Below are 26,555 nucleotides of genomic sequence, written 5' to 3'. Positions count from 1 at the left end.
GGACATGAGCGAGACGGATCACGACGCGGAGGAGTTGGCGGCGTTCAAGGCCGCGGCGCGCAAGGCGGCTTTTGTGCGTCGCAAGGGCGCGTTTGAGGCGCAGCGCCCCGGCGCGGCGGGCCATCTGGCCGAGGTGCTTGCGGGCTATCGCGGCGTGCCGCTGGCGGGATATATGGCGATCCGCACCGAGATCGACCCGGTGGCCGTCATGGCCGAGGCCGCAGCCCATGGCCCCGTGGGCGTGCCGGTCATTCAGGGCGCGGGCCTGCCGCTGGAGTTCAGCCGCTGGCAACCAGAGGGCGCGCTGCGCGATGGACCTTTTGGCGCCAAAGTCCCGGAAGTGGACGATTATTTCGATCCCGAAATCCTGATCGTGCCGCTGGTGGCCTTTGATGCGGCGGGCAACCGTCTGGGCTATGGCGGCGGTTTTTACGACCGCACGCTGGAACGTTTGCGCAGCCGCCGCGCCACGCTGGCGATCGGCTTTGCCTTTGATGCGCAAGAAGCCGAAGGCCTGCCGCTGGAGCCCACCGACCAGCCGCTCGACATGATCGTGACCGAAAGCCGGGTGCTGGATTTCAAACGCTGAACCGGCGCACCATCGCGCGGGAATAAGGATCAGGCCATGTCCGGTGTGGTATTGCACCTCAAGCAAAACGACCTCGGGGCTGACTTGCGTGGCTGGCATCTCGCGCTTTACCGGCATCTTGCGCCCCTTCTTCAGAGCGAGGGGATCGCCCTGACAGTGCGCCAGCGCGACGCAGACATCCGCGTGGGCACCCGCGCCGTTTCAGATGCTCGGTTCGACGATGACCGCTTGCATATTATCGACGACCGTTCGCTACGTGCGCCGAACGTGCTTAACGCTGGTGTCGCGTATTTCTGGAACTTCTGGCACCTCGATCCCAATGGGGTGAAGGCCTTCAGCAGCGTCGGTGCGAAAGACTATACGCCAGAGGAAATGCCAAAGCGTCGTGCCGAGGTGTTTTTTGCCAATATGCAGGCCCGCTACAGGGGCAAAAGGCGCTCCAAATACGATCAACCCGACGAAATTGAAGACCTGCCAAAAGGCGGGGTTGCAGTCTTTTTTCAAGGGAACTTTCCCATGAAATCCGGTGCAAGCCAACTCAGTGACTGGCAGATGCTGCAACAGGTACTCGATGAAGTTGGCGACTGTCCCGTTCTGGTGAAACCACATCCTCTGGCCAATTCTGCGCAGGATGTCGCGCGGTTAGAGCGCTTGGCGGCTCGGGATCACCGTCTAGTTGTCACCCGCGCCAATGTGCATGATTTGCTGCGCGTAAGTACCCATAGCATCTCAATCAATTCGACAGTGGCGCTGGAGGGGTTTTTGCACTGCAAACCCGCGATCCTGTTTGGACAGAGCGACTTTCACCACTTTGTCAGCACCGTGTCGCCCCACCTCAGTTTCGCAGAGGCCCGCGCCCGCGAGGCCGAGCGCGTGGAGGGCTACGCACAGTATCTCGCGTGGTATTTCCTCAAGAACTGCCTATCGCTCAACAGTGGCACGCTGGATGCGCAGATCTGGGAGGTTTTTGCACGCGCGGGTTTCTCTAAAGAGCGCCTGCGCGGCTGAAACCCCCGCCGCCGCTCAGAACCCCAGCTTTTCCAGCCGCCAGGCCAATTTGCGGTGGAGCGCGGGCGGCAGCAGGTCTTGCAGCAGCTCGCGGCGGGCCACCTGACGGTCACGCTGGTCTTTTGAGCCGGGGCGCGGTTTGAACAGCGTGGTGTGGCTCTTGCGGGTGCTGTCCCAGGTGGCGGTGTAGTAATAAAGCGCGATCGACATGCGCGGCTCGCCATCTGGGTGATTCACCGGCTCGGGGTTGCCATGCCAGCTCTCGGAGGAGGTGGAGAACATGCACATCCGGTTGAACTCCGGCACGTAACTGGCAAGTTTGCCGGACATATTCTCGTCCCAGACCTCAAAGGAGCCACCGTATTCCTCGCGCCAGTCCTTGTTGAGGTAGATCAGCATATTGACCCGGCGCTCCAGGTTCAGACCGGCGTGGTGGTTGAAATCCGCATGGATGTCGAGATGGCCGCCATTGGCCACCACATGCACGCCGCCGCCGGCGAAATAGGGGTCGGGGATCAGACCCTTGATGCCGGTCAGTTCCTCGACGAAGGCCAGCACCGGGCGCGAGTTCAGCGCATAGAACAGCTGCCGGGTGTACATCGGCAGGCGTTCCGGCACATAGGAGGTCTTCAGCCTCTCCTGCGGGCGGTCATAGCTGTTCTCCGCCTCGGGCAGCTGCTTCAGCTCCTCGCGCACGCGCTCCAGGATCTCCGGGTTCAGGAAATTGTCATAGCCGCCGTAGTGGAAGGGCGCGCGCGACTGATATTGCGGCGCCAGCGCCGTGGCCGCCGCACGGGCGTCCTTGCTGGACATCAGCAATGTGTCGGGGTCGAGGTTCAGAACGGGTGTGGTCATGGTAACTCTCTCGAAAATAACGGCGACAGGACTGGGCGAGACCTGCGTGGGGCATGGGGCAGGCTGTTGACAGGCAACATGCGCCGCAGGACGAGCTGAATGACATTTTATTAAACTTAGGTGATTTGTGCAGGGGGCATCGGCGTTGTTGGGCGAAATAGCCGAAATAGACAGGTTTGGTGTTTCCGGAGCGGCGACAATCCGGCCCGTGTCACTCTTTCTTGCGCTCCACGCAAATGGTCCGGTCGTCGCCGCTGATCCGGGTGGCCCCGAGTGGCACTGGGCGACTCTGGGTGGCACTTGTGCGGCCTATGCGCGGGGCTTGCGGCTGTGCTAGCCTGACCGGAACCCGTGCCCGATGTTGCGATCACGGGGCAGGGCGCGCGAGGCGCTGGTGGTGCCTCCGGCCGGGGCGTGTGATCGCTTCACGCAGCGCCACCGCAGATCCCGCAGGAGGGAGAGACATGCAGATCGTGAGGGCAGGTGCTGGTCCATTCCCCCGACGCCGGGCGGATCACCTGCCGACCGCAGAGCCGGACCCGACCGGGCGTGTCGGGCCCGTGCCGCATGGGGCGCTGTTCCTGCGGTCTGGGTCGGCGCAGCCGCGATGCGCCCCTGCGCTTGTCTGAGGGCGGCTGCATGTCGGTGTTTGCGCTTCCCCCACGCGGTTCCTTCGCTGAGAGCATCTGGCGGCTGGTGCTGCCGCGGGGGGCGGTGCTGGTGGCGATCTGGTGGATGAACCAGACGCTGCTTCTGCCCGGCTGGCTTGCCTACCTGCTGGTCACCGGCGATGCCGCCCTGTTGCTGTTGCAGATCGCGCGTTACCATGGCGCGGCGGAGGCGCATATCCGCGATACCGGTGCCATGGCCGCAAGCTGGGCCGGCTATCTGATCTGCCTGCTGGCGCTGCTGGCGAGCGCGACGCTGTGGTGGGACATGATATTGATCGCCCACCGTCCGCCTGCAGAAGAGCGCTACGACGAGAAGATGCGCCGCGCCCGCGAGGCGCTGTACCTGCTCACGCTGGACCGGGATGGTCGCACCGTCATCTTCGAGGGCGAAATTACCTTTGGCCTCAAGGCGCGCCTGACGCAGACGCTGGCCCAGGCCCCGAATGTGCGTGAGATCCGCCTGAGCAGTCCGGGGGGACACGTCTACGAGGCGCGCGGGGCCGCACAGGTGATTGCCGAGGCAGGGCTGACGACCCGGGCGGTGGGGGAGTGCAGCTCGGCCTGCACCCTACTTTTTATGGCGGGGGTCAGACGAGACCTGTCGGCGGGCGCGCGATTGGGGTTTCACGGCTATGGTCTGGGCGAAGCCGTGCATCTGCCCTGGTACGACATCCTTGGCGCCCAGGACAAGGATCGCGCCTATTTCATCGCACAGGGCATGCGGCCGGAGTTTGCAGCGCGGATCTTTGACATGCCGCCGGACCGGATGTGGTATCCTGACCCGGCGGACTTGCGGGCGGCGGGGGTGTTGCGCCCATAGAGACGGTCGACCGCGGAGCGGGGGGCTCCCGCCCCTTTGCAGGTGTGGCGGAGCCACCCCCGAAAGCGTTGGGCCCGGCGGCGGCCGCGCCAAAGGCGCGGCCGCCGCCCCCGCGCGATGCGCAGGGCGCAGCGCAACACCTCATGCCGCGCTTGCAAATCAGGCTCCCCGCTCCCGCAGGCCGATGTCCGAATGCAAAACGGCTCCGACCTCATCGGTCGGAGCCGTCGTTACAAGCCTAAGACCGCTCTGGCTCAGAGCTGCGCCATCACCTCGTCGGAGGCCTCAAAGTTGGTGGTGACGCGTTGCACGTCATCGTCATCTTCAAGCGCGTCGACCAGTTTCATCAGCTTCTGCATGCCTTCCAGGTCCAGCTCGGTGGTGGTGGTCGGCTTCCAGATCAGCTTGGTGCTCTCGGATTCGCCCAGCTCCCCCTCCAGCGCGGTGGAGACCTCGTTCAGGTCCGTGTCGGCGCAGTAGATCACATGACCGTCCTCGGAGCTTTCGACATCTTCGGCACCGGCCTCAATCGCGGCCATCATGACGGTGTCGGCATCGCCCACCTCAGCCGGGTAGGTGACCTCGCCCTTGCGCTCGAACATGAACCCCACGGAGCCTGTCTCGCCAAGGTTGCCGCCGTTTTTGGAGAACGTCGAACGCACGGTGGAGGCGGTGCGGTTCTTGTTGTCGGTCATGGTTTCGACGATCACCGCAACACCGTTGGGGCCGTAGCCCTCATAGCGGATCTCGTCATAGTTCTCCGCATCGCCCCCGGTGGCCTTCTTGATGGCGCGGTCGATCACGTCCTTGGGCACCGAGTTCGACTTGGCTTCCTTGACAGCAAGACGCAGGCGCGGGTTTTTCTCGGGGTCCGGGTCGCCCATCTTGGCGGCGACGGTGATTTCTTTGGAAAGTTTGGAGAAGAGCTTGGACCGCGCAGCATCCTGGCGACCTTTACGGTGCTGGATGTTTGCCCATTTGGAATGGCCTGCCATGGTGCATCCTGTGTTTTGATTTCAGAAACTGGCGCTCATATAGCCCCGGAGCGCACAGGCTTTCAAGGCAGGGCTTTTAGGGGAGGCCCTGAGAGCGCATGGGGCTGACGGGCGATGCATTGCTCAGAAGGCAGGGTCTGTTGCGCCAAGCCTTGGTCTTTAGCGGATTTTCTGCTGATCTGGTCAGGCAGGCAGAGGAGCCATTGCGATGCAATACTCATCCGGCGATCACGCAGAGCCGAGGGGTTTTATCCGGCAACAGATAGAAACCCAGAGGCTCAATCTGCGACTTGCGCGCGGTGGCATTGACAGGCATGGGCCGATTGATGCGGATTTCTTTTCAACGCCTTGTCAGCGCCACGCCAGCAGCTAGAGTGGCTGCATGACATTGGACCAGACCCTGCTTTTCAGCCTTTTCGCCGCCGTTTTTGGCCTCCTGCTCTGGGGCAGGTTTCGCTATGATCTGGTTGCATTTGCCGCGTTGATGGTGGCGGTGGTGCTGGGGCTGGTGGAGAGCAAGGACGCCTTTGCCGGCTTTGGTCATCCGGCCACATTGGTGGTGGCACTGGTGCTTGTGGTCTCGGCGGGGCTGGTGAAATCCGGTGCGGTGCATCTGATCACCCGCACGCTGGTGGACCAGAGCCGGGCGCTTGGGGCGCATATTGCCCTGATGGGCAGCGTGGGCGCGGTGCTGTCGGCGTTTATGAATAATGTGGCGGCGCTGGCGCTGCTGATGCCGGTGGATATTCAGACCGCGCGCAAAGCGGGACGCGCGCCGGGGCAAAGCCTGATGCCCTTGTCCTTTGCCACCATCCTTGGCGGTATGGCCACGCTGATCGGCACGCCGCCCAACATCATCATCGCCACGATCCGCCATGATACATTGGGTGAGCCGTTCAAGATGTTTGACTTTGCTCCCGTTGGCCTTGCAGCGGCGGCGGCGGGTCTGGCCTTTGTGGCGCTGGTGGGCTGGCGGCTGATTCCGGACCGCTCTGGGGCGGCAGGCGCAACCGAGAGCCAGCTCGCCCCCTATGTGGCCGAACTCACCGTGCCCGAAGAGTCCGAGCTGATCGGCCAGCGGCTCGGCAGTCTGGACACCGAGGCCGAGAAGGCCGATGTGGCCATTCTTGGACTGATCCGAAGCGGCCAGCGCCGCTATGGTCGCGCCTCGGGCGCGCTGTTGCAGGCGGGCGATACCATTGTGCTGGAGGCCACGCCCGAGGCGCTGGATGAGTTCCGCACCACCCTGAAACTCGATTTCTCCGATGCGGCGCGCGAGGAAAAGCTCAAGGCCGCAGGCGATGGGCTGGAGTTGATTGAGGTGGTGGTGCCGGAACATTCCCGCATTGCTGGCCGCAGTGCCCAGGCCGTGGGGCTGGCGTGGCGGCAAAGCGCGGTTCTGTTGGGGATCGCCCGGCAGGGTGAGCGGCTGAAAAAGCACCTGCGTCAGACCGAAGTGGCGGCGGGTGACATTCTGCTGATCCTGTGCCCACGTGATCGCGGCGCAGAGGTGGCAGACTGGCTGGGCTGTCTGCCGCTCGCGGCGCGTGGCCTTTCGGTGACGGCAAATGACAAGACATGGTGGGCCATTGGTCTCTTTGCGGCGGCGGTTCTGGCGGCCTCGGTGGGCTTCCTCTATTTGCCGATTGCACTGGGGCTGGTGGCGATCGGCTATGTGTTGTTGAAAATCCTGCCGGTGGCAGAGATTTATGACCACGTAGAATGGCCGGTGGTGGTGCTCTTGGGGTCGATGATCCCGCTGGGACAGGCGCTGGAGAAATCCGGCGGCACCGAACTCTTGGCCAATGGGCTGGTGGATCTGACGGCGGGAATGCCCGCGTGGGCGATCCTGACGGTGCTGATGGTGGTGACGATGACGCTGTCGGATGTGCTCAACAATACGGCCACGGCAATTGTCGCGGCCCCGGTGGGGATTTCCATGGCCAATGCGCTGGATGTCTCGCCCGATCCGTTTCTGATGGCCGTGGCCGTGGCGGCCTCGGCGGCGTTTCTGACCCCCATCGGGCATAAGAACAACACGCTGGTGCTGGGTCCGGGGGGGTACCGGTTTGGCGATTATTGGCGCATGGGGCTGCCGCTGGAGATCCTCGTGATCGCCGTGTCGATCCCAGCAATCCTGTTCTTCTGGCCGCTCTGATCAAAACCAAACGAGGGAGGGGGAGCTCCCGCCCCTTTATGGATGCGGCAAAGCCACCTCCAAAAGCGTTGGGCCCGGCGGGGGCCGCGCCTTTGGCGCGGCCCCCGCCCCCCCGCGACGCACGAAGGTGCGGCGCAACACCTCAAGCCACCGCCGCGCAAAACCCCGCTTGTCCGCATTCTCTCACTGCGCCCGGACTGGCGTGCCCTCACGGCAGCTCTACACGCAGGGATTGCACGGCGCGGCCCCTTGCGCCTAGGCTCAGACCCAAGGGCATTGCCAATCGAGGAGGAGCGCCATGGCCGCCGCGCATCGAGACAACAGCGCCGATGTCATCGTGATCGGAGCCGGGCTGGCGGGGCTGGTGGCCGCAAATGAGCTGGCAGACCGGGGCAAGCGGGTGATCCTTCTGGAGCAGGAGCCTGCCCATTTCCTCGGTGGTCAGGCGCATTGGAGCCTTGGCGGGCTCTTCATGATTGACACGCCCGAGCAGCGCCGCATGGGCATTCGCGACAGCCTCGATCTGGCGCGGCGGGATTGGGCGGGCAGCGCGCAGTTCGACCGCCCCGAGGACGATAACCCCCGGCAATGGGCCAAGGCCTATCTGGAGTTCGCCGCCAGCGACATGCGCCCGTGGCTGCATGGTCTCGGCCTGCGCTGGTTTCCCGTGGTGGGCTGGGCCGAGCGCGGCGATGGTCGCGCCGAGGGGCATGGCAACTCGGTACCGCGTTTTCACATCACATGGGGCACCGGGCCGGGCGTCGTGGCCCCCTTTGCCCGACGCGTCGAGGCGCATATGACCGCTGGTCGCATAGATGTGCGCTTTCGCCATCAGGTCAGCCACATCATCCAGCAGGGCGGCCAGATCAAAGGCGTTTCGGGCGAGGTGCTGGCCGAGGACACCAGCCCCATCGGTGCGCAAACGAACCGGCAGGAGGTGGGCGAGTTTGAGGTCTATGCCCCCTCGCTCATTGTGGCCTCGGGTGGCATCGGCGGCAATCTGGAGATGGTGCGCGCCAACTGGCCCACCGAGCGTCTTGGCCCCGCGCCCAGCCGCATGGTCTCCGGCGTGCCTGCACATGTGGACGGGCGCATGCTGAAGGTGGCGCAATCCGCAGGGGGCCATATCATCAATGGTGATCGCATGTGGCACTACTGCGAGGGGCTGAGGAACTGGGACCCGATTTGGCCCAACCATGGCATTCGCATCCTGCCCGGCCCCTCATCCCTGTGGTTTGATGCCCATGGCACCCGGCTCCCCGACCCGGCGCTGCCGGGGTTTGACACGCTGGGCACGTTGAAGACGATCCTGGCCACGGGCCAGGATTACAGCTGGTTCATCCTGAGCCAGAAGATCATCCAGAAAGAATTCGCCCTCTCCGGTTCCGAGCAGAACCCGGACCTCACCTCCGGCAAATGGGCCGAGGTGCTGCGCGCGCGGCTGTTGTCCGGCGGCAAGGCCCCGGCCCCGGTGGAAGCCTTCAAGAAACACGGCGCCGATTTTGTGGTGGCGGAGACCCTCTCGGATCTGGTGCGGGGCATGAATGAGATTGGCGATGTGGCGCTGGATGAGGCGCATATCCGAGCACAGATCGAGGTGCGGGATGCGCAGGTCGACAATGGCTTTGCCAAGGACCGTCAAATTCAGGCGATCCATGCGGCGCGCAACTATCGCGGCGACCGGCTCATTCGCACGGCCAAGCCGCACCGTCTGCTGGACCGCGCCAACGGACCGCTGATTGCGGTGCGGCTGAGTATCCTCACCCGCAAAACACTGGGCGGTTTGCACACCACGCTGGACAGCCAGATGATCGGCGCAGACGGCGCGCCACTGCCCGGCCTGTTTGCGGTGGGCGAAGCGGCGGGGTTCGGGGGCGGCGGCTATCACGGCTACAACGCGCTGGAGGGCACATTTCTGGGCGGCTGCCTGTTTTCCGGCCGGCAAGCCGGACGCTCGGATCAGATCGCCTGACCGGTACTAGAAATGATTGCCCGCCCATTGAGCGCATCTTTGGCTGGCGCCATGCCCCTGTGATGAGATACTCAATACCGATGTCCCTACACCCGGAACCCATCTATTTTTACGCCCAAACAGACCCTTACGCGGAGTTTTCAAACTTTGCTCCCTATGGTGTGGCGTTTGACGGCACATGGTGGCGCACGGTGGAGCATTACTTTCAGGCGATGAAGTTTCATGACGCCGACCACCGCGAACGCATTCGCCGCAGCCATAAGCCAAAAGCGGCCAAAGCCCTTGGCATGACACGCGCCATACCGCTGCGCGCGGATTGGGAAGAGGTCAAGGACGACATCATGCTTACCGCTGTCAGGTGCAAATTCCAGACCCACGCGGCACCCCGGCAGCTCCTTCTGAGCACCGGGGATGCACCTCTGATTGAAAATGCGCCGATGGATGCCTATTGGGGCTGTGGCCCGGATGGGCGCGGCCTCAACAAGCTGGGCCAGATCCTGATGACAGTTCGACGCGAGCTGTCAGGCAACGCAGATGTCGGCAGTGCCTGACCAAAGCGCAGGGGGGCAGGGTGCGCCCGTCCTGACCACATGTCTTAGCCGCTGGTTTCCACAAGGCTGTCGTCTTCGACCTCGCGGCTATAGCGCAACAGCTCGCTGCCCTCGCTGTCCAGCAGGATCAGGACGTCGGGCTCCATTTGGTAGCTGGTCACCTGTGCAAGGAGCGACAGCACCTTTTCTTCCTGCTCCGCCAGTCCCTCGGGGCAGGCCATCATGGTGCCGGCGATCTTGTCGGGGAAGGTGATCTCTTCACCCTCGATCTCGACGTCCCCCATAAACCGGTTACATCCGGCGCTGGTGCCAAAGCGGCCGTTTTCGTCAAAGCTCAGGTCAAGGCCACGCCCCTCCAGCGGGGGCTCGCCCTCGATCTGGCTCAGGGTCCACTCTGTCTCGGCTAACGGTGGTTTTGCAGGTTCCGTGGCACGGGTCTGCGCGCCCATCACGATGGCGGAGGCGGCCACCAATACGGCGGCGATAAAGGCTCTTCGGGTTGTTTGCATGGGTCCCATTCCCAATTGTGTCTGTCTCGAAAGACAAACGTGGGAAGCGGCAGGGGCCGTCGCAAGGGGACCTGCAAAACATGCAGGCGGGATGCGCGAAAAGACGCGCATCCCGGCGGTCAGGTGCCTAGAGCGGCCACAAAAGCGGAATGACCGCCGAAGCCAGCAATCCCATCGAGAGATTGAGCGGAATGCCCACCCGCAAGAAGTCCGAGAATTTGTAGCCGCCGGGGCCATAGACCAGCATATTGGTCTGATAGCCAATGGGCGTGGCAAAGGAGGCCGAGGCCGCCACCATCACCGCAATCACCAGCGGGCGCGGATCAAGCCCCATCGCCTGAGCCAGCCCCACCGCAATCGGCGTGACCACCACGGCCACCGCGTTGTTCGAGACGAGTTCGGTCAGCACCGAGGTCAGCAGATAGACCGCCCAGACAAGGAAGAACGGCGGCAGATCGGCCAGAACCGGCGAAATGCCACTGACGATGAGTTTGACCGCGCCGGAGCTTTCAAGTGCGGCCCCGATGGCCAGCATGGAGAAGATCAGCGCCAGCAAACGCCCGTCGATAAAGGAAAACGCCTCGTCCGCGTCGATACAGCGGGTTGCCAGCACCAGCGCCACCGCAAGGATCGACAGCATCAGGATCGGTGCCAAGCCAAAGGCCGCGCCGATGACGATCCCCACCATCGCGGCCACCGCCACCGGCGCATGGCTGCGCCGATAGGCGCGCTGCGTGGGCTGGGAGACATCGGCCATGTCCATTTCGGCGGCAAGGCGCTGGATATCCCCCGGTGCACCCTCCAGAAGCAATGTGTCGCCCACGCGCACCACCAGATCGTCGAGCTGCACGCCGATGTTCTGATTGCGCCGGTGCACCGCCAGCACATAGACGCCGTAGCGGCGGCGCAGGCGCATGGCGCCAAGGCTGCGGCCCACCATGCGGCAGCCCGGCGTGATCAGCACCTCGACCGTTTTGGTCTCCACGGCGGAGACCTGATCGACGCGCTTCAGTTCCTTGTTGCGTTGCAGGCTCAGAAGTTCCGTCATCTTGGTGCGCAGGACCACGCGGTCGCCCACTTGAAGCTCCACCCCTTCGAGGTTGCGGCGCAGGGAGTCATCGCCCCGGATCACATCGATCAGCCGTACGCCGGGGCGTTTGAACAGCTGCACGCCGGTGACTTCGCGCCCGATCAGGTTGCTGTCGGGGGGGATTACGGCTTCGGTGAAGAATTTCATCCTGGAGCGGTCGGAGAGCATCGAGGCCATGCTGTCGCGTTCCGGCAGCAGGCGCGGGGCGATGAAACGCAGGTAGATCAGGCCCCATGCGACCACCACGATGCCCAGGGGCGTGACCTCAAAGATCGAGAAGGGCTTCAGGCCCTGCGCGCGGGCCACACCATCGACGAGCAGGTTGGTCGAGGTGCCGATCAGGGTGAGCGTGCCGCCCAGAACCGCCGCATAAGACAGCGGAATCAGCATCTTGGAGGGCGAGACATTGAGCGTGCGGGCGATCTGGATAAAGACCGGGATCATCACCACCACCACCGGCGTGTTCGATACAAAGGCCGAGGCGATCACCACAAAGCCCATCAGGAGCGCGATCGCCATCTTCGGACTGACCTCGGCCTTCTTGCGTGCGACCGAGGTGAAGGCATCCAGCGCGCCAGTGCGCACCAGCGCGCCCATGATCAGGAACATCGCCGCGATGGTCCAGGGCGCGGGGTTTGCCAGCACCGGCAGCGCCTGGTCATAGGGCAGCACGCCGGTCACCAGCATCAGGGAGACACCGCAGAGGGCCACCACTTCGGTCGGGTAGGTTTCGCGCAGAAAGGCCACGAACATGCCAAGGACGATCAGCAGCGCCAGAATTGCGCTTGAGGTGTCACCCGATTGAAAGAGAAACATAGAGATCCAGTATGCCAGGGTTGCGCCCGCCGCACTCCGGGGCGGGGCTTCAGCCGACGGGCAGTTTCACCGATCCTGTGGCGCGCAGCAAGCGATTGTCGCAGCAAAAAATCTGGGACTGCGGCAGGATCTGCGCCGCTGCCACCGCTGCGGGGACGACATCCGGACGCCGCCGGCACCGCGGCGAGCGCCCGCCGCCCCATGCAGCGGTCGTCTGCCGTCCGATGTCGCGTGATGACAGAGCGGAACACAGGCCGGGGGCGCTCCCGCCCGTCGTCATGCTTTTTGATAAAAGCCCTCCTCCCGTTGGGCCGGGCACCGCACGCTTGCGTGCGGTGCCCGGCCCAACCGCGGCCGTTTCTCTGGCGCAGGCCAGAGCAGCGTGCCGTGGGCGGGAGCGCCCCCGTCTTGCGGTGCGCCCGACTGTCAGGTCGTCTCTCTGTGGCTTCGCACCGGGACCGTCGCCACCGGGCAAAAGCCCGAGCTTCGTGACCGGCTCGCCATGCCTACCGATCATCCGGCGGTCAGCCTGCGCACGTGTCGGGCATGAAGAGGGCGGAGAGGTTTTAGCGTCGGTGGGGAAATGGGAATGAGATCGTGGGGAGTTGGCAGGGGCGAGAGCCGCGTGAGGCGTTTGGTCCGGAGGCTCGGGCGCTGCCAGTGCCGACGTCAACGCGCCGCAGGCCTGTGTGAGGCAGGAGATCCCGCTTGCCGGAAGCGTGGACGCGCGGGGCGCGAACCAGAAGCAAAACGACGCTACGCCCGTCGTTCAATGCGGCGCAGGCCGGGTTTGCTCCCGGCTGGGCGGCGTTCGCGCCTTAGAGCAAACGGCGCGGGTGCAGGGGTCAGGGGGCGGCCTGCTGCAGGAGGCCGCCCTGGCGTACCATCTCGATGCGTTTGGCGGCCCCGGTGCGATCATCTGTTTCGACATAGACGCCGGACAGCGTCGCCGCCCCGGAGGCTGGGGTAAACCGCCCCTTGGGCATGCCGGTCAGGAACCGGCGCATCGGCTCGGCCTTGTCCATGCCGATCACCGAATTGTAGTCGCCGCACATGCCGGCATCGCTCAGATAGGCGGTGCCGCCCTCGAGGATCTGGGCATCGCCCGTCGGCACATGGGTATGGGTGCCCACCACCAGCGAGGCCCTGCCATTGCAGAAATGCCCCATCGCCATCTTCTCCGACGTGGCTTCGCAATGCATGTCGACAATGATCGCCTGCGCCAGACCACCGCGCGGGTGCGATTTCAGCACGCTTTCGACGGCGCCAAACGGGTCGTCAAAGGCGCGTTTCATGAACACCTGTCCCAGCACCTGCGTCACCAGCACCTTCTGGCCGCCACGGGCGGTGAACAGCCGATGCCCGCGTCCGGGGGCGCCTTTGGCAAAGTTCAATGGCCGCACGATGCGGCTGTCCTGTTCGATGTATTGCAGCATGTCTTTCTGATCGAAAGCATGATCGCCCAGAGTCACGCAATCGGCCCCGGCATCAAACAGGATCTTGGCATGATCGCCCGAGAGCCCCATGCCGTTGGAGGCGTTTTCGCCGTTCACCACGACAAAATCGAGCCGCCAGTCCGCGCGCAGGCGCGGCAGGGTTTCGGTAATCGCCGCACGTCCCGCGCGGCCCATGACATCGCCAAGAAACAGAATTCGCATGCCCCCGGAATAGGCGCAGTGGCGGGCGGCGGCAAGGGGCAAAGCTGTGGGTCCTGCGGCGCAGACCGGGGCGCGGGACCGCAGCCGCGCTCCACCTCAGCCGTCTTGTCCCAATGCAGCCCCCGCCGCCCGGCGCACCGCAAGGGTGATCTCGCGCAGGGCGGGGGCCATGATCCGGCTCACCTGCCAATACAGCGGCGTATCGAGCCGGCTGCCCGGCACCAGCTCCACCAGATCACCACGCGCCAGATAGGGGCGCGCCAGCACTTCGGGGTTCATCCCCCAGCCCAGCCCGGCGGCGGCCGCATCCAGAAACGCCTGCGTGGAGGACAGGTAATGCGCGGGCGGTATGATCGCCGCCGCCACATGCGTCTCCAGCCAGCGATGCTGCAAGCGGTCCTTGGCGTTGAAGATCATGCAGGGCGCATGGCGGGCCGCCTCTGCCGTCAGCCCCTCCGGGAACCAGCGTGCCACATAGGCGGGGCTGGCCGTGGCCACATACGACAGCCGCCCCAAGGCATGCACATCGCAGCCGCTCACCGGCTGCGCCTCTGCCGTGACCGCCGCCGACACCGCGCCGCGCCGCAGCCAGTCGGTGCTGTGGTCCTGATCGTCGATCACCAGATCAAACAGCACCCCCTCGGCGGCGACCATCGCCTGCACAAACCAGGTGGCTAGGCTGTCGGCATTGACCGCAACCTTCAGCCGTGCCGGTTTGTCGGTGGTCTCCAGCGACAGATCCCGGCCCAGGCGGCGCTCCAGCAGGGCGACATCCTCGGCATGTTTGGCGATGCGCAGCCCGGTTTCGGTGCCGGTGCAGGGGCTGGTGCGGTTCACCAGCGGCGTGCCGACCCGATCCTCCAGCGCCTTGATCCGCTGCGAGACCGCCGAGGGCGTCACGCCAAGCGCCGCCGCCGCCGCATCAAAGCTGCCGAGTTGCAGCACCGCCGAGAGAGCGGCGAGGTGAGGGGGATCGAAGTTCATTAGCTGTGCTTAATTAAGGTGAGTATCTTTAATTGGATTACGCCAACACCAGCGGTTAGTCAAAGGCAACCGCCCCCGGGCGTTGCGCATTGACACAAAAGGACAAAGCCCCATGCAGCCCATCTCGATGACCCCGGACATGCTGCCGACCCTGATGGCAGGCTTTGGCCTTGGCTTTAGCCTGATCCTTGCGATCGGGGCGCAGAACGCCTTTGTTCTGCGCCAAGGCATCCGGGGCCAGCATGTGCTGCCCATCGTGTTGACCTGCGCGGTCTCGGACGCGCTGCTGATCACCGCCGGGGTGGCGGGGTTTGGCACGCTCACCGCGGCGGTGCCGTGGTTTGAAACCGCGATGCGCCTTGGCGGCGTGCTGTTCCTGACGTGGTACGGGCTGCGCGCGCTCCGGGCGGCGTGGACAGGGGGCGCGGCGCTCAGGACCGAAGGGCAGGGCGTGCAGACCGCGCTCTGGCCTGCGGTGCTGACCTGTCTGGCGTTTACCTGGCTAAACCCGCATGTCTATCTCGATACGGTGGTGCTGCTTGGGGCGATCTCGGCGCAATACACACCGGCGTGGATCTTTGGCCTTGGTGCGGTCACGGCCTCCTTTGCCTTCTTCTTCCTGCTTGGCTTTGGCGCCCGGCTCCTGGCGCCCGTGTTTGCGCGGCCCCGCGCATGGCAGGTGCTGGACGCGCTGATCGGCGTGGTGATGCTGGCGCTGGCGTTGAAACTCGCCCTGATGTGAGCGGGCGCGCAGGGTCTGTGCAAAACCAACAGGCTGTCAGAGCAGCGCCCGTGGCCTAGCTTAGGGGGAACGCGGCGAGGAAAGGACAGGCCCATGAGCTGGAACCCGACACTGGAACCCAAGTGCCCCGATGCAGGCAGCCTCGACAGTATCGAGACGCTGATCATTCCCCGCGCCCGCGACATCGGCGGGTTTGAGGTGCGCCGCGCCTTGCCCGCACCCCGGCGTCAGATGGTGGGGCCGTTCATCTTTTTCGATCAGATGGGCCCGGCAGAGTTCATCACCGGCGGCGGCATCGACGTGCGCCCGCATCCGCACATCGGCCTTGGCACCGTCACCTATCTTTATCAGGGCGAGTTTGAACACCGCGACAGCCTCGGCACCCATCAGATGATCTACCCGGGCGAGGTCAACTGGATGGTCGCCGGCAATGGCGTCACCCATTCCGAGCGCACCTCTGAGGCGACCCGCAAGGGGCACAGCAACCTCTTTGGCATCCAGACATGGATCGCGCTGCCCGAAGACAAGGAAGACATGACGCCGGTGTTTGAACACCACGGCAAAGAGGCGCTGCCGCATCTTCTGGGCGAGGGCAAGGACGTGCGGCTGATCCTCGGCTCCGCCTGGGGCGAGCGCGCGCCTGTGACCATGCTGTCAGAGACCTTTTATGCCGATGTCATTCTGGACGCCGGGGCCAAGCTGCCGATGCCGGATGATCATGAGGATCGTGGGCTTTATATCACCCGCGGCGCGGTCGAGATTGCAGGCCAGACCTTTGAGGCGGGGCAGATGATGGTGTTTCGCCCCGGCGATGCGATCACCGTGACCGCCGGGCCGGAGGGCGCACGGCTGATGGCGCTGGGCGGCGAGACCATGGGCGGGCCGCGCCACATCTGGTGGAACTTCGTCGCCTCCTCCAAGGAAAAGATCGAAGAGGCCAAACTGGCCTGGGCGCGCGGCGATTTTGCCAATAACCCGCGCTTTCACCTGCCGCCCGGCGATGACGCGGAATTCATCCCGTTACCAAACTGTTAAGGCCCCAAGCTGATGTGCCGGGTCAGGTTTATCCGGTCGAGAAATGCGCTGTCGTGGCTCACCACGATGAGCGCGCCGTCATAGTCCCGCAGCGCGGCCTCCAGGGCCTCAACCGCGTCTAGGTCGAGGTGGTTTGTCGGCTCGTCCAGCACCAATAGCTGCGGCGGCACCGGGCGGCCAAGGGTGCAGGCCAGCCCCGCCCGCAACCGCTGCCCGCTGCTGAGTGCGCCCGCCAACTGCAAACCATCCTCGGCGCGAAACCGAAACCGCGCCAGCGCCGCACGGGCCTCATTCAGGGTGGCTGCGGGGCTGAGGCGCTGGAAGTTCTCCACCAGCGTCTCGGAGGCCTCCAGCAGGCTCACATGCTGATCCAATAGCGCAGTATCTGCGTGGCGTTCCACAGATCCGGCGCGGGGGGCCAGCTGCCCGAGGATTACCGACACAAGCGTGGTCTTGCCGCTGCCATTGGGGCCGTGCAGCGCAATCTGTTCCGGCCCGGTGATCTCCAGCGACATATCCCGCAACACGTCGCCGGTGCCGTAGCCAGCGGTGATCCCGTGCAGGGTCAGGATGCGCGTGCTGGGCTGCACCCCGGTTGCCGGAATGTCCATGCGGATCGGCTCAAGTATTTCGATACGCGCGCGCGCCTCCGCCAGCGCCTCATCCGCCGCCGCCTGCCGCGCCTCGCGCAATCGCACGCCTGCGCCTTTAGAGGCCTCGGCGCGCTCTCTTGCCTTGTCCATCAGGACTTTGGGCTGGCTTCCTGAGGCACGCGCCGCCTTGCCCGCGCTGTCGCGCCGCGCCTTGCGCTCGGCGGCCTCCTGCGCGCGGCGGGCGGTGTCCTTGCGGGCTTTTTCGGCCTCGTTCAGATCATGATGCGCCGCCGCCAAGGCTGCGTGTTTTTCCGCCCGATAGTGGCCGTAGGGCCCATTAAAGCGGCTGGCGCCAAGCGGGCTCAGCTCCACGATGGCATCCATGTCGTCGAGCAGTTCGCGATCATGGCTCACCACCAGCGCGGTGCCCCGCCAGTCGCGCAGAACCTGCCGCACCGTGGCGCGCCCTTCGGTGTCGAGGGTATTGGTCGGCTCGTCCAGCAGCAGGATATCCGGCTTCTGAAACAGCAGCGCCGCCAGAGCAAGCCGGGTGCGTTGTCCGCCCGACAGCTGCGCCAGCGTGGCCTCCGGGCGCAGCGACAGACCGCAACGTTGCATGGCGGCCTCCATCCGGGCGGGTAGGGTCCAATCGGCCTCGGCCAGATCGGCGGCACTCGCGCAGCCCGCCTCAGCACGCGTCAGCCGCGCCAGACCGGGGGCCGCGCCAAACAGCTCCGCGACCGTCAGGTGATCTTGCGCGGCCACCTCCTGTCGCATCCAACCGACCGTGCCGGTGGTCACGATACGACCCGATGCAGGTGGCAGATCCCCCGCAATCAGACGCAGCAGCGTCGTCTTGCCGGTGCCATTGCGGCCAACAATCCCGGTGCGACCGGGGTGAAAACTGAGAGTGATGTCCGAGAGAACAGGTCGTGCGTCAGCGGCGGACCAATGCAGGCTGTCGAGACGGACGGAGGCGTTGGGAGAGGGCATGATAAAGAACCACGTGCAGCGACACAAACAGGGCGAGTGCGGCAAGGGTCTGGATCATGGATAGGGTCTTCCTCTGTTGCTCCTGCCAAGAAACATATGCGCCAGAACGCGAAAGGCAAGAGGTCTCGACAGGACCGACACGTCAGGCAAGACTGCGCTTATGCGTTGCGCGCAGTGCCTTGGAGACAGAAACCACCGGAGACAGCAGAGACCGCAGATGCCCATGCCCTGGACATATCGACATTCTTCAAAAGAATTCAGCGCCTTCCTTGAGGATGTCAAAGAAGAGATGAGCCTTCAGTCCGACAATTCTGCCTATACGGCGGTGGAAGGCGTGTTGCTGGTGTTTCGCCGCCGACTGACAGCGCAGGATGGACTGGCCTTTGCGTCGGTGCTGCCATCGGTACTGCGCGCGATCTTTGTCAAGGACTGGGATGTCAGCCAACCGCCGGTGCCTTTTGGCGACCGCGCCAGCCTGACCCGCGAAGCACAGGCCCTGCGCCCGCATCACAATCTGACGCCGGACAACGCCATCGAAGCCACCGCCCGCGCCCTGCGCCGCTCGATCCGACAGCAGGATCTGGACCGGGTGCTGGCGCGCCTGCCGGAGGGGGCGGAGGCATTCTGGCACGTAGAGGTCAGCGACCCGCGCGAACTGGAGCAGCGCATCATCTGATCTTCTGCGCGCAGGGCGCGGTCCGTGTATCCATCATCGCTGCGCAAAAGGGGTACAATATTTCACAAGTGAAGGGTTGTTTTGCCCCCGCAATGGGTGTCTGCTTGCGCCCATGAGCGATGCAACCCTGACCAAAGAGATGGCAAGCCAGCCAGCGTCCAACCCCATGCGCGGTGTCTTCTGGATGCTGGTGACGGGGCTTAACTTCGTGGCGGTGACGGCGCTGGTGAAATACATGGGGCCGCGCATCCCTCCCGCCGAGAGCGCGTTCTTGCGCTATTTGCTGGGGCTGGTGTTCCTGATCCCGATGATCGGCTCGCTCCGGGCGGCGACCTGGACCCCGAACCTGCACGGTCTGTTCGCGTTGCGCGGTGGGGTACATGCGCTGGGGGTCATCATGTGGTTCTTTGCCATGACCCGCATTCCGCTGGCCGAGGTCACGGCGATGAACTACCTCTCGCCGGTCTATGTGACGCTGGGTGCTGCGATTTTTATGGGTGAAAAACTGGCCTTTCGCCGCATCGCCGCGGTTGCGGTGGCGCTGTTGGGGGTGGTGGTGATCCTGCGGCCCGGGTTCCGCGCGGTCTCTCCCGGACATCTGGCGATGCTGGTCACGGGGTTTGCCTTTGGGATCTCTTATCTTCTGGCCAAGACCATGGTGGGGCGCACCAATCCCACGGTGGTGGTGGCGATGCTGTCGCTCTGGGTGACGATCGGTCTGGCGCCCTTCGCGCTGGCGAACTGGGTGACGCCGACACTTTATGAACTGGCGGTGCTGTTCGGCGTGGCCTGTTTCGCCACTGCGGGCCACTATACCATGACGCTGGCCTTTGCCTCCGCGCCGTTGACGGTGACGCAGCCCGTCACCTTCCTGCAGCTGATCTGGGCGACGCTCCTCGGGGCGCTGGCCTTTGGCGAGAGCGTCGATGTTTGGGTCGTCCTCGGCGGCACCATGATCCTGGGCGCCGTGACCTTTATCACCTGGCGAGAAGCGATGCTGAAACGGCGCGCCATCACGCCGGCCCCGCATGCGATGAAATCCTGAACGCAGTGGCCTGCGCGCTCCGCCGTGTGGCAGAAATTAACAAAAACTTGAACGGCTTACCGTCCGGTCTGTCGTCAAGCGGTTACATTTCTGTCATAGATGCGAATGCGGAACGACCATCTTACGTAAGGATGCCATGGCCTTGCATCAGATCAGAGGGCTGTTGTGGCTGGCGCTGGCGCTGGGCCTGTCGACCTCTGCGCAGGCCGGGCTGGAGATCTGCAACGACACCAGCGCCCGGCAACGGGTGGCCATCGGCTACAAGGCGACCGCGGACTGGAGCTCGACGGGCTGGTGGGACCTCGCGCCGCAAGAGTGCAGCGATGTGGTCGCCGGCGCGTTGCAGCATCGGTTCTACTATCTGCGGGTGGAAACCGAGGGCTGGGAGTTTCAGGACGACAAGCTGGGATTCTGCGTCGACGACAGCGATTTTCGCATCACCGGCGACACCAACTGTGCCCTCCGGGGCCATCGGCAGGAAAACTTTGCCCGCATCGATACCGGCATCGCGGCGGTTCAGCACAGCCACCGGCTCAGTGCCAATCTGATCCCCGGACGTGGCGTCGGCGCGCCCCGGGCGATCACCGCGCCCGAATTCAGCGGCGTTGCGGTGTTTCAGGACTGCCAACTGGACACGGCCCCCTATGTTAGCTTTTGCACCTTCATCGGGGCCGGGCGGCGGTTTCTGGTCTATGACGACAGTCGCATCGATCCGGCGCTCTGGCAGCAGCTTGCGGAGTTGCCGCAGGGGCGGCGGGTGGCGATTTCCGGTCAGCGCGCCGATCTGTTCGACACCACTTCCGAACTGGTGCTGCGTCAGGCGGAGTTGCAACCCGTCAACGCCGCCGACCGGCTGTTGGCGCGGTTGCAGGGGACCTGGCGGCGCATGACCGACCCGGACGACAGCTTCCGCGTCAGTGGTGCCGAACGGGTGAACACCTATGCCGGGGCGGAAACGTCGGTGGAGTATCTCTCCATACAGGACCACTGCGGCGCGCATAGCGGGCAGGGGCCGTATCTCTTTACCTGGGCCAATACCGCCGGGACGCATCTCTGTTACCGGCTGGAGCATGTCTCCGGGCAGGACCTGTCGCTGGTCTATCTGCCGCAGGGCACCACGCTCCGGTATCACCGCGACGGCTGAGCCGCCCGGCATCGCCCGCAGGTCCCGCCCGACACACGCATCGCGCGGCAGAGATCCCGCACCTGTTCAGGCGACCAATTCGCGCGAGGTCACCAGATCCACCACCCGATGGGCGGCGCGACGGGCGGCGGCGGTGTCCAGCGGCCCCTCGGACTGTGCCGCCTGAAGCCAGACCCCGTCCATGTAGCTTTGCAGCGCCTGACGCGCGGTCTCGACCTGTTCGGGCGGCACCAGTTGGCTCAACTCGGCGACAAAATGGCTTCGGACCCGGGCCCGATTGATTCGGTGCAGCCGCGCCAGACTGGTGGAATAGGGCGCATTGGCCCAGAATTGCATCCAGATGCTGCACTGCGGCACGGTGTAAAGCGAATCTGCAAAGTTCGCATCCATCACCGCATAGAGCCGTTCGAGCGGTGTTTCGGCCTGTGCATAACCCGCCACCATGGCGGCGCGCAGCTTGCGCAGAAGGTGGCGCATCGTGGCCTCCATCAGCCCTTCCTTGGAGCCGAAATAATAGCTGATCGAGGCCGCGGAGGCGCCGGCTTCACGCGCGATTTCCGCCATGGTTACAGTCCCATAGCCCCGCTTGTGTACGGTGACGATGGTGGCTTCGATCAGTTCTTCGTTGCGGATGTCGCGGATGCGTTTGCGTGCCATAAAATGAGAGTGCGTCAGCTTGGTTTAAGATTCAATATTTCACTTCAAAAAACCAAAACTTGAATGGCCATTCAAAATTTGGTTAGCTTAGTCAGGCCGGGATCGCGTGATCCCGGTCACCAACAACAATAACATCGACCCGAGGAGGCGCCAGCCCGCGCCTCTGCGACTTATTCACTGGGAGGTGAAATATATGACATACCTGATTTCCGCAGGCATTCTGCTGGCCTTTGCGCTGGTGGCATTCTGCGTCATCAAGTGGTGGAACCTGGAGGTGGTCGGCGTCACACCCGTGCCGCTGTTCACATTCATCGCGATCCTGTTCACATCCGGCCTCGACGTCGGCCTCATCATGTTCCCGCTGGCCTGGGACTTCCCGCTATATGCGGATGTGGAGAACAATCCCGCCTATGGGTTCACCAACCCGCTGGCGCTGGAGTTCGGTTTCTGGGGCTTCCTGATCTGGGGCTTCTACTTCCTGACCACCTTCTATTTCTGCGTCATCGAACCGCGGGTGAAGTTCTTCGAGATCCCGGTGGTCAAGTGGATCAACAACATCGTCATCATTGGCACCTGTGCCTTCACCGGTGCGCTGTTCCTGATCTATCTGCCATATTACGCCACCTTCATGGGCGACGGCGAGACGGTGATCCCGGCCTTCTACGTCATCACCTTCCTGGTGATCCTGTTTGCGGCCTTCTCCTCGACCGACATCAAATACGTGCGTATCCTGTCGCTGGGCTCCACCGGCCTGTTTGCGGCGCTGATCCTGGGCATGTGGGCCTATTCCGGAATGGGGCTGGGCGAGTTTGCAGGCACCGCCGGCAACATCGGCGGCTATTTCGCCAACATCCACAAGTTCGTGCTGCCGCTCACCGACTACCATGAGTTCTACCTGTTCTGGTGGTTTGCCTGGTCGATCATGATCGGTCAGTTCACCTCGCGCTTTGTCGGTGGTCTGAAGACCTGGCAGGTGCTGGCGGCGCTGCTGATCTTCCCGTCGATCCCGCTCGGCGTGTGGTTCTCGGTGCTCTACTACTACCACCTGAATGAGATCCCGACGACGCTGTTCATCAATGTCTCGATGATGGTTGTGGGCGTGGTCTTCGTGATCAACTCGTTTGACTCGCTGATCCGCCTCTATACCGACAACCTGAACCTCACCAGCAAACGCTTTGGCAAGCTGCCCTATATCCTGGGCAACGCGGTTGTGCTCTTTGCGCTGACCGTCGCCTTCCAGAGCCAGTGGCTGCAGATCCAGTGGATCGGTGCCGTGGTGATCGGTCTCTACGTGGCCTGCCTGATCTACATCTTCGCCACCAAACGCGACGAGGTCATGGCGATCGAGGCCAGCCCGGAAGAAAACGATCTGGACTTCTCCAAGATCGAAGCGGTGCACTAAGACGCACCTCCGGTGTCGCCCGGCCTGTGCCCGCAGGCGGGGCGACACCATCCAGGGGCCGCTACCGACCCATGCAAGAGTGACGCTGCTCGCGCCCTTCCTGCATGTGCCGGTCCCCGAAAAACCGCACAGCTTCGTGTGCCGCATCTGCGGGCACGGAGGATTATCACACCGTTCCGCAGACGCGCGGGACCCACGCTGACCTGAGAAGGAAAGAGGCGAGAGACATGACACATCCGGCCCAGCCCAAAGCCAGCCATTTCATCAATGGCGCCTATGTCGAAGATACCTCCGGCACCCCGATCCCGGTGATCTATGCCGCCACCGGCGAAGAGATCGCCACCGTCTATGCCGCCACCCCGGCGATCGTCGAACAGGCGCTGACCTCGGCGCAGGCGGCGCAGAAGATCTGGGCCAAGACCGCCCCGACAGAACGCGGCCGGGTGCTGCGCCGGGCGGCCGACATCATGCGCGAACGCAACCATGACCTGTCGGTGCTGGAAACCTATGACACCGGCAAGCCCTTGCAGGAAACGCTGGTCGCCGATGCCACCTCCGGCGCCGATGCGCTGGAATATTTCGGTGGTCTGGCGGCAAGCCTGACGGGCGAGCATATCCCGCTGGGCGAGGATTGGGTCTATACCATCCGCGAACCGCTGGGCCTCTGCGTCGGCATCGGCGCCTGGAACTACCCGACCCAGATCGCCTGCTGGAAGGGCGCGCCCGCATTGGCCTGTGGCAACTCGATGGTGTTCAAACCCTCCGAGACCACGCCGCTCTGCGCGCTGAAAGTGGCCGAGATCCTGATCGAGGCGGGCGCGCCTGCGGGCCTGTTCAACGTGGTGCAGGGCATGGGTGAGGTCGGCGGCTCGCTGGTCACCGACCCGCGCGTCGACAAGGTCTCGCTGACCGGCTCCGTGCCCACCGGCAAGAAGGTCTACGCCGCCGCCGCCGAGGGCATGAAACACGTGACCATGGAGCTGGGCGGCAAGTCACCGATGATCGTCTTTGAAGACGCCGACATCGAGAACGCCATCTCCGGTGCGATCAACGGCAACTTCTATTCCTCCGGTCAGGTGTGTTCGAACGGCACCCGGGTGTTTGTGCACAAGGACATCAAGGAGAAATTCCTCACCCGTCTGGCCGAGCGCACAGCGACGGCCAAACTGGGCGACCCGATGGATGAGAGCGTCAGCTTCGGCCCGATGGTCAGCGAGCGTCAGATGGAGATCGTGCTGGGCTATATCGAGAAGGGCAAGGCAGAGGGCGCCCGGCTGATCTGCGGCGGCGGACGCGCCGATATGGATGGCTACTACGTGCAGCCCACCGTCTTTGCCGATGTCACCGACGATATGACCATCGCCCGCGAAGAAATCTTTGGCCCGGTCATGTGTGTGCTGGATTTCGACAGCGAAGACGAGGTGGTGGCGCGCGCCAATGACACCGAATTTGGTCTCTCGGCAGGGGTCTTCACCATGGATTTCACCCGCGCCCACCGGGTGATCGGTCAGCTTGAGGCCGGCAGCTGCTTTATCAATTCCTACAATGACGCACCGGTCGAGGCGCCCTTTGGCGGCGTCAAAGCCTCTGGTGTGGGGCGTGAAAACTCCAAGGAGGCGATCAAGCACTTCAGCCAGGTGAAGTCGGTCTATGTGCGCATGGGCGATTGCGAAGCAGCCTTCTGAGGTCTGCACCTGAACGATAGGGCGCGTCCTTTTGGACGACGCCCACCCACCCGCCCCGTCGCCCAAAAGGACGCGGGCGAACTGAGACGTTATGCCTTGTGGTCAGCCCCGGCGGGTGCGGCCCTGTGACAGGAGAATGGACGCGATGAACGCGGATTACGTGATTGTTGGGGCCGGCAGCGCAGGCTGTGCCATGGCTTACCGTCTGAGCGAGGCGGGGAAATCGGTGCTGGTGATCGAACATGGCGGCACCGATGCAGGCCCGTTCATCCAGATGCCGGGCGCATTGAGCTACCCGATGAATATGGCGATGTATGACTGGGGCTACAAATCCCAGCCCGAGCCGCATCTGGGCGGGCGCGAGCTGGTCACCCCGCGCGGCAAGGTGGTCGGTGGCTCGTCCTCGATCAACGGCATGGTCTATGTGCGCGGCCATGCGGGCGATTATAACCACTGGGCCGAGAGCGGCGCCACAGGCTGGTCCTATGCCGATGTTCTCCCGTATTTCAAACGCATGGAGACCTGGGACGACCGCGGCCATGGCGGCGATCCCGACTGGCGCGGCAAAGATGGCCCGCTGCATGTCACCCGTGGCCCGCGCGACAACCCGCTGCATGATGCCTTTGTGAAGGCCGGGCAGCAGGCGGGCTATCCGGTCACCAAGGACTACAATGGCGAGCAGCAAGAGGGCTTTGGCCCGATGGAGATGACGGTCCACAAGGGCCGCCGCTGGTCCGCCGCCAACGCCTATCTGAAGCCCGCCCTGAAGCGCGACAATTGCACCAAGATCCGCGCGCTGGCCCGCAAGGTGGTGATCGAAGACGGCCGCGCCGTTGGTGTCGAAGTTGAGCGCGGTGGCCAGATCGAGGTGATCCGTGCGGATGTGGAAGTGATCCTCGCAGCCTCTTCGCTCAACTCGCCAAAGCTGCTGATGCTCTCGGGCATTGGTCCCGCCAAACATCTGGCCGAACACGGCATCGACGTCATCGCAGACCGCCCCGGCGTCGGCCAGAACCTGCAGGACCACCTGGAGTTCTATTTCCAGTTCGCCTCCAAAAAGCCGATCACGCTCTATAAATACTGGAACCTCTTCGGCAAGGCGCTGGTCGGGGCGCAGTGGCTCTTTACCAAGACCGGGCTGGGTGCGTCGAACCAGTTCGAGAGCGCGGCCTTCATCCGGTCGGACAAGGGGATCGACTACCCGGACATCCAGTATCACTTCCTGCCGCTGGCGGTGCGCTATGACGGCAAGGTCGCTGCCGAGGGGCACGGGTTCCAGGCCCATGTCGGCCCGATGCGTTCTGCCTCGCGCGGTGAGGTCACACTGGCCAGCGCCGATCCCAATGCCGCGCCGAAGATCCTGTTCAACTACATGTCGACCGAGCAGGACTGGATCGATTTCCGCAAATGCGTGCGCCTGACCCGCGAGATCTTTGCTCAGGACGCGATGAAACCGTACCTGAAGCATGAGATCCAGCCCGGCACCGACCTGCAGACCGATGAGGAGATCGACGGGTTCCTGCGCGAACACGTCGAAAGCGCCTATCACCCCTGCGGCACCTGCAAGATGGGCGCGGTGGATGACCCGATGGCGGTGGTTGACCCCGAATGCCGGGTGATCGGCGTCGAGGGGCTGCGGGTCGCCGATAGCTCCATCTTCCCGCGCATCACCAACGGCAACCTCAACGGGCCCTCGATCATGACCGGCGAGAAAGCCTCTGACCATATCCTTGGCCGACGCCTGCCGTCGTCGAATGCCGAACCTTGGTTCAATCCGAACTGGCAGACCGCACAGCGCTGAACCCTGCACTGTCGGTCACGACTGGCCGCCCCCTGCATCCGCAGTGGGGCGGTTTTTTATTCACATGCCCGAGAGTCCTGTTGGTCGGTGAGCGGACCTTGACAGT

General features: G+C 64.0%; 22 protein-coding genes. 14 read left to right on the top strand and 8 right to left on the bottom strand.

Translation table 11 applies throughout. The features are described 5' to 3' along the window. Positions 1-4: 4 nt before the first annotated feature. On the top strand, positions 5-589 hold the full coding sequence (locus ACXAF5_RS13090) for a 5-formyltetrahydrofolate cyclo-ligase (RefSeq protein WP_474946915.1): 585 nt from the start codon (positions 5-7) through the stop codon (positions 587-589). A 36-nt stretch (positions 590-625) separates the two neighbouring features. Then, positions 626-1,597 (top strand): capsular polysaccharide export protein, LipB/KpsS family, encoded by a 972-nt coding sequence (locus ACXAF5_RS13085; protein ID WP_474946914.1) that lies wholly within the window; start codon positions 626-628, stop codon positions 1,595-1,597. A gap of 15 nt (positions 1,598-1,612) precedes the next feature. Here ACXAF5_RS13085 and ACXAF5_RS13080 read toward each other — a convergent pair whose 3' ends face one another. Further along, the gene (locus tag ACXAF5_RS13080; protein WP_474946913.1) at positions 1,613-2,452 is read right to left on the bottom strand and encodes a 2OG-Fe(II) oxygenase; all 840 of its coding nucleotides are present in this window, start codon (positions 2,450-2,452) and stop codon (positions 1,613-1,615) included. 567 nt (positions 2,453-3,019) lie between these two features. Here ACXAF5_RS13080 and ACXAF5_RS13075 point away from each other — a divergent pair. Further along, positions 3,020-3,943 carry a COG3904 family protein gene (locus ACXAF5_RS13075; protein ID WP_474946912.1) on the top strand — a complete coding sequence of 308 codons (924 nt, stop codon included), beginning with the start codon at positions 3,020-3,022 and terminating at the stop codon, positions 3,941-3,943. Positions 3,944-4,197: 254 nt separating this feature from the next. Here ACXAF5_RS13075 and ACXAF5_RS13070 read toward each other — a convergent pair whose 3' ends face one another. Next, entirely contained in the window at positions 4,198-4,938 is a 741-nt protein-coding gene (locus tag ACXAF5_RS13070) for a YebC/PmpR family DNA-binding transcriptional regulator (protein ID WP_239321061.1), read from the bottom strand. 382 nt (positions 4,939-5,320) lie between these two features. Between ACXAF5_RS13070 and ACXAF5_RS13065 the strand changes: the two genes are divergently transcribed. The 3 genes from ACXAF5_RS13065 (at position 5,321) to ACXAF5_RS13055 (ending at position 9,619) form a co-directional block, all read left to right on the top strand. Further along, positions 5,321-7,096, top strand: coding sequence for an SLC13 family permease (locus tag ACXAF5_RS13065; protein WP_239321067.1), 1,776 nt, complete (start codon positions 5,321-5,323; stop codon positions 7,094-7,096). Between the two features lie 298 nt (positions 7,097-7,394). Continuing rightward, positions 7,395-9,068, top strand: a complete 1,674-nt coding sequence (locus ACXAF5_RS13060; RefSeq protein WP_474946911.1) for an FAD-binding dehydrogenase — start codon at positions 7,395-7,397, stop codon at positions 9,066-9,068. An 80-nt stretch (positions 9,069-9,148) separates the two neighbouring features. Then, on the top strand, positions 9,149-9,619 hold the full coding sequence (locus tag ACXAF5_RS13055) for an NADAR family protein (protein WP_474946910.1): 471 nt from the start codon (positions 9,149-9,151) through the stop codon (positions 9,617-9,619). A 44-nt stretch (positions 9,620-9,663) separates the two neighbouring features. On the opposite strand, the gene ACXAF5_RS13050 is transcribed toward ACXAF5_RS13055, so the two are convergent. The 4 genes from ACXAF5_RS13050 to ACXAF5_RS13035 form a co-directional block, all read right to left on the bottom strand. After that, positions 9,664-10,128: an META domain-containing protein gene (locus ACXAF5_RS13050; RefSeq protein WP_474946909.1), complete on the bottom strand. Its 465-nt coding sequence runs from the start codon at positions 10,126-10,128 to the stop codon at positions 9,664-9,666. A 127-nt stretch (positions 10,129-10,255) separates the two neighbouring features. After that, positions 10,256-12,034, bottom strand: coding sequence for an SLC13 family permease (locus ACXAF5_RS13045; protein WP_474946908.1), 1,779 nt, complete (start codon positions 12,032-12,034; stop codon positions 10,256-10,258). Positions 12,035-12,879: 845 nt separating this feature from the next. Beyond that, positions 12,880-13,692 carry a TIGR00282 family metallophosphoesterase gene (locus tag ACXAF5_RS13040; protein ID WP_239361527.1) on the bottom strand — a complete coding sequence of 271 codons (813 nt, stop codon included), beginning with the start codon at positions 13,690-13,692 and terminating at the stop codon, positions 12,880-12,882. A 96-nt stretch (positions 13,693-13,788) separates the two neighbouring features. Beyond that, positions 13,789-14,676 carry a LysR family transcriptional regulator ArgP gene (locus tag ACXAF5_RS13035; RefSeq protein ID WP_474946907.1) on the bottom strand — a complete coding sequence of 296 codons (888 nt, stop codon included), beginning with the start codon at positions 14,674-14,676 and terminating at the stop codon, positions 13,789-13,791. Positions 14,677-14,788: 112 nt separating this feature from the next. Here ACXAF5_RS13035 and ACXAF5_RS13030 point away from each other — a divergent pair, with 112 nt between their 5' ends. Both ACXAF5_RS13030 and ACXAF5_RS13025 read left to right on the top strand, forming a co-directional pair. Continuing rightward, on the top strand, positions 14,789-15,418 hold the full coding sequence (locus ACXAF5_RS13030; RefSeq protein WP_474946906.1) for a LysE/ArgO family amino acid transporter: 630 nt from the start codon (positions 14,789-14,791) through the stop codon (positions 15,416-15,418). Between the two features lie 93 nt (positions 15,419-15,511). Beyond that, a complete protein-coding gene (locus tag ACXAF5_RS13025) occupies positions 15,512-16,453 on the top strand; it encodes a pirin family protein (protein WP_474946905.1) in 942 nt (313 codons plus the stop codon). On the opposite strand, the gene ACXAF5_RS13020 is transcribed toward ACXAF5_RS13025, so the two are convergent. Continuing rightward, complete coding sequence (locus tag ACXAF5_RS13020) at positions 16,450-18,039, bottom strand: ABC-F family ATP-binding cassette domain-containing protein (RefSeq protein WP_474946904.1); 1,590 nt, start codon at positions 18,037-18,039, stop codon at positions 16,450-16,452. The genes ACXAF5_RS13025 and ACXAF5_RS13020 overlap by 4 nt on opposite strands. Before the next feature lie 217 nt (positions 18,040-18,256). Between ACXAF5_RS13020 and ACXAF5_RS13015 the strand changes: the two genes are divergently transcribed. The 3 genes from ACXAF5_RS13015 (at position 18,257) to ACXAF5_RS13005 (ending at position 20,904) form a co-directional block, all read left to right on the top strand. After that, a complete protein-coding gene (locus tag ACXAF5_RS13015; RefSeq protein WP_474946903.1) occupies positions 18,257-18,715 on the top strand; it encodes a DUF2267 domain-containing protein in 459 nt (152 codons plus the stop codon). A gap of 112 nt (positions 18,716-18,827) precedes the next feature. Next, positions 18,828-19,760, top strand: coding sequence for a DMT family transporter (locus ACXAF5_RS13010; RefSeq protein WP_474946902.1), 933 nt, complete (start codon positions 18,828-18,830; stop codon positions 19,758-19,760). A gap of 136 nt (positions 19,761-19,896) precedes the next feature. Continuing rightward, positions 19,897-20,904, top strand: a complete 1,008-nt coding sequence (locus tag ACXAF5_RS13005) for a DUF1036 domain-containing protein (protein ID WP_474946901.1) — start codon at positions 19,897-19,899, stop codon at positions 20,902-20,904. Between the two features lie 66 nt (positions 20,905-20,970). Here the strand turns inward: ACXAF5_RS13005 and betI are convergent, their stop codons facing one another. Next, complete coding sequence (gene betI, locus ACXAF5_RS13000; protein WP_474946900.1) at positions 20,971-21,561, bottom strand: choline-binding transcriptional repressor BetI; 591 nt, start codon at positions 21,559-21,561, stop codon at positions 20,971-20,973. Between the two features lie 193 nt (positions 21,562-21,754). On the opposite strand from betI, the gene ACXAF5_RS12995 reads away from it, so the two are divergent. The 3 genes from ACXAF5_RS12995 (at position 21,755) to betA (ending at position 26,449) form a co-directional block, all read left to right on the top strand. Beyond that, positions 21,755-22,963, top strand: a complete 1,209-nt coding sequence (locus tag ACXAF5_RS12995) for a BCCT family transporter (RefSeq protein ID WP_474946899.1) — start codon at positions 21,755-21,757, stop codon at positions 22,961-22,963. A gap of 227 nt (positions 22,964-23,190) precedes the next feature. Beyond that, on the top strand, positions 23,191-24,648 hold the full coding sequence (betB, locus tag ACXAF5_RS12990) for a betaine-aldehyde dehydrogenase (RefSeq protein ID WP_474946898.1): 1,458 nt from the start codon (positions 23,191-23,193) through the stop codon (positions 24,646-24,648). Positions 24,649-24,793: 145 nt separating this feature from the next. Continuing rightward, positions 24,794-26,449 (top strand): choline dehydrogenase, encoded by a 1,656-nt coding sequence (gene betA / locus ACXAF5_RS12985; protein WP_474947832.1) that lies wholly within the window; start codon positions 24,794-24,796, stop codon positions 26,447-26,449. Positions 26,450-26,555: the final 106 nt, after the last annotated feature.

It is taken from the genome of Epibacterium sp. ABV4_022 (genome assembly GCF_056159345.1).
The sequence above is the reverse complement of the archived record's forward strand: the minus strand, read 5'-3'. Positions and strand labels throughout refer to the sequence as shown.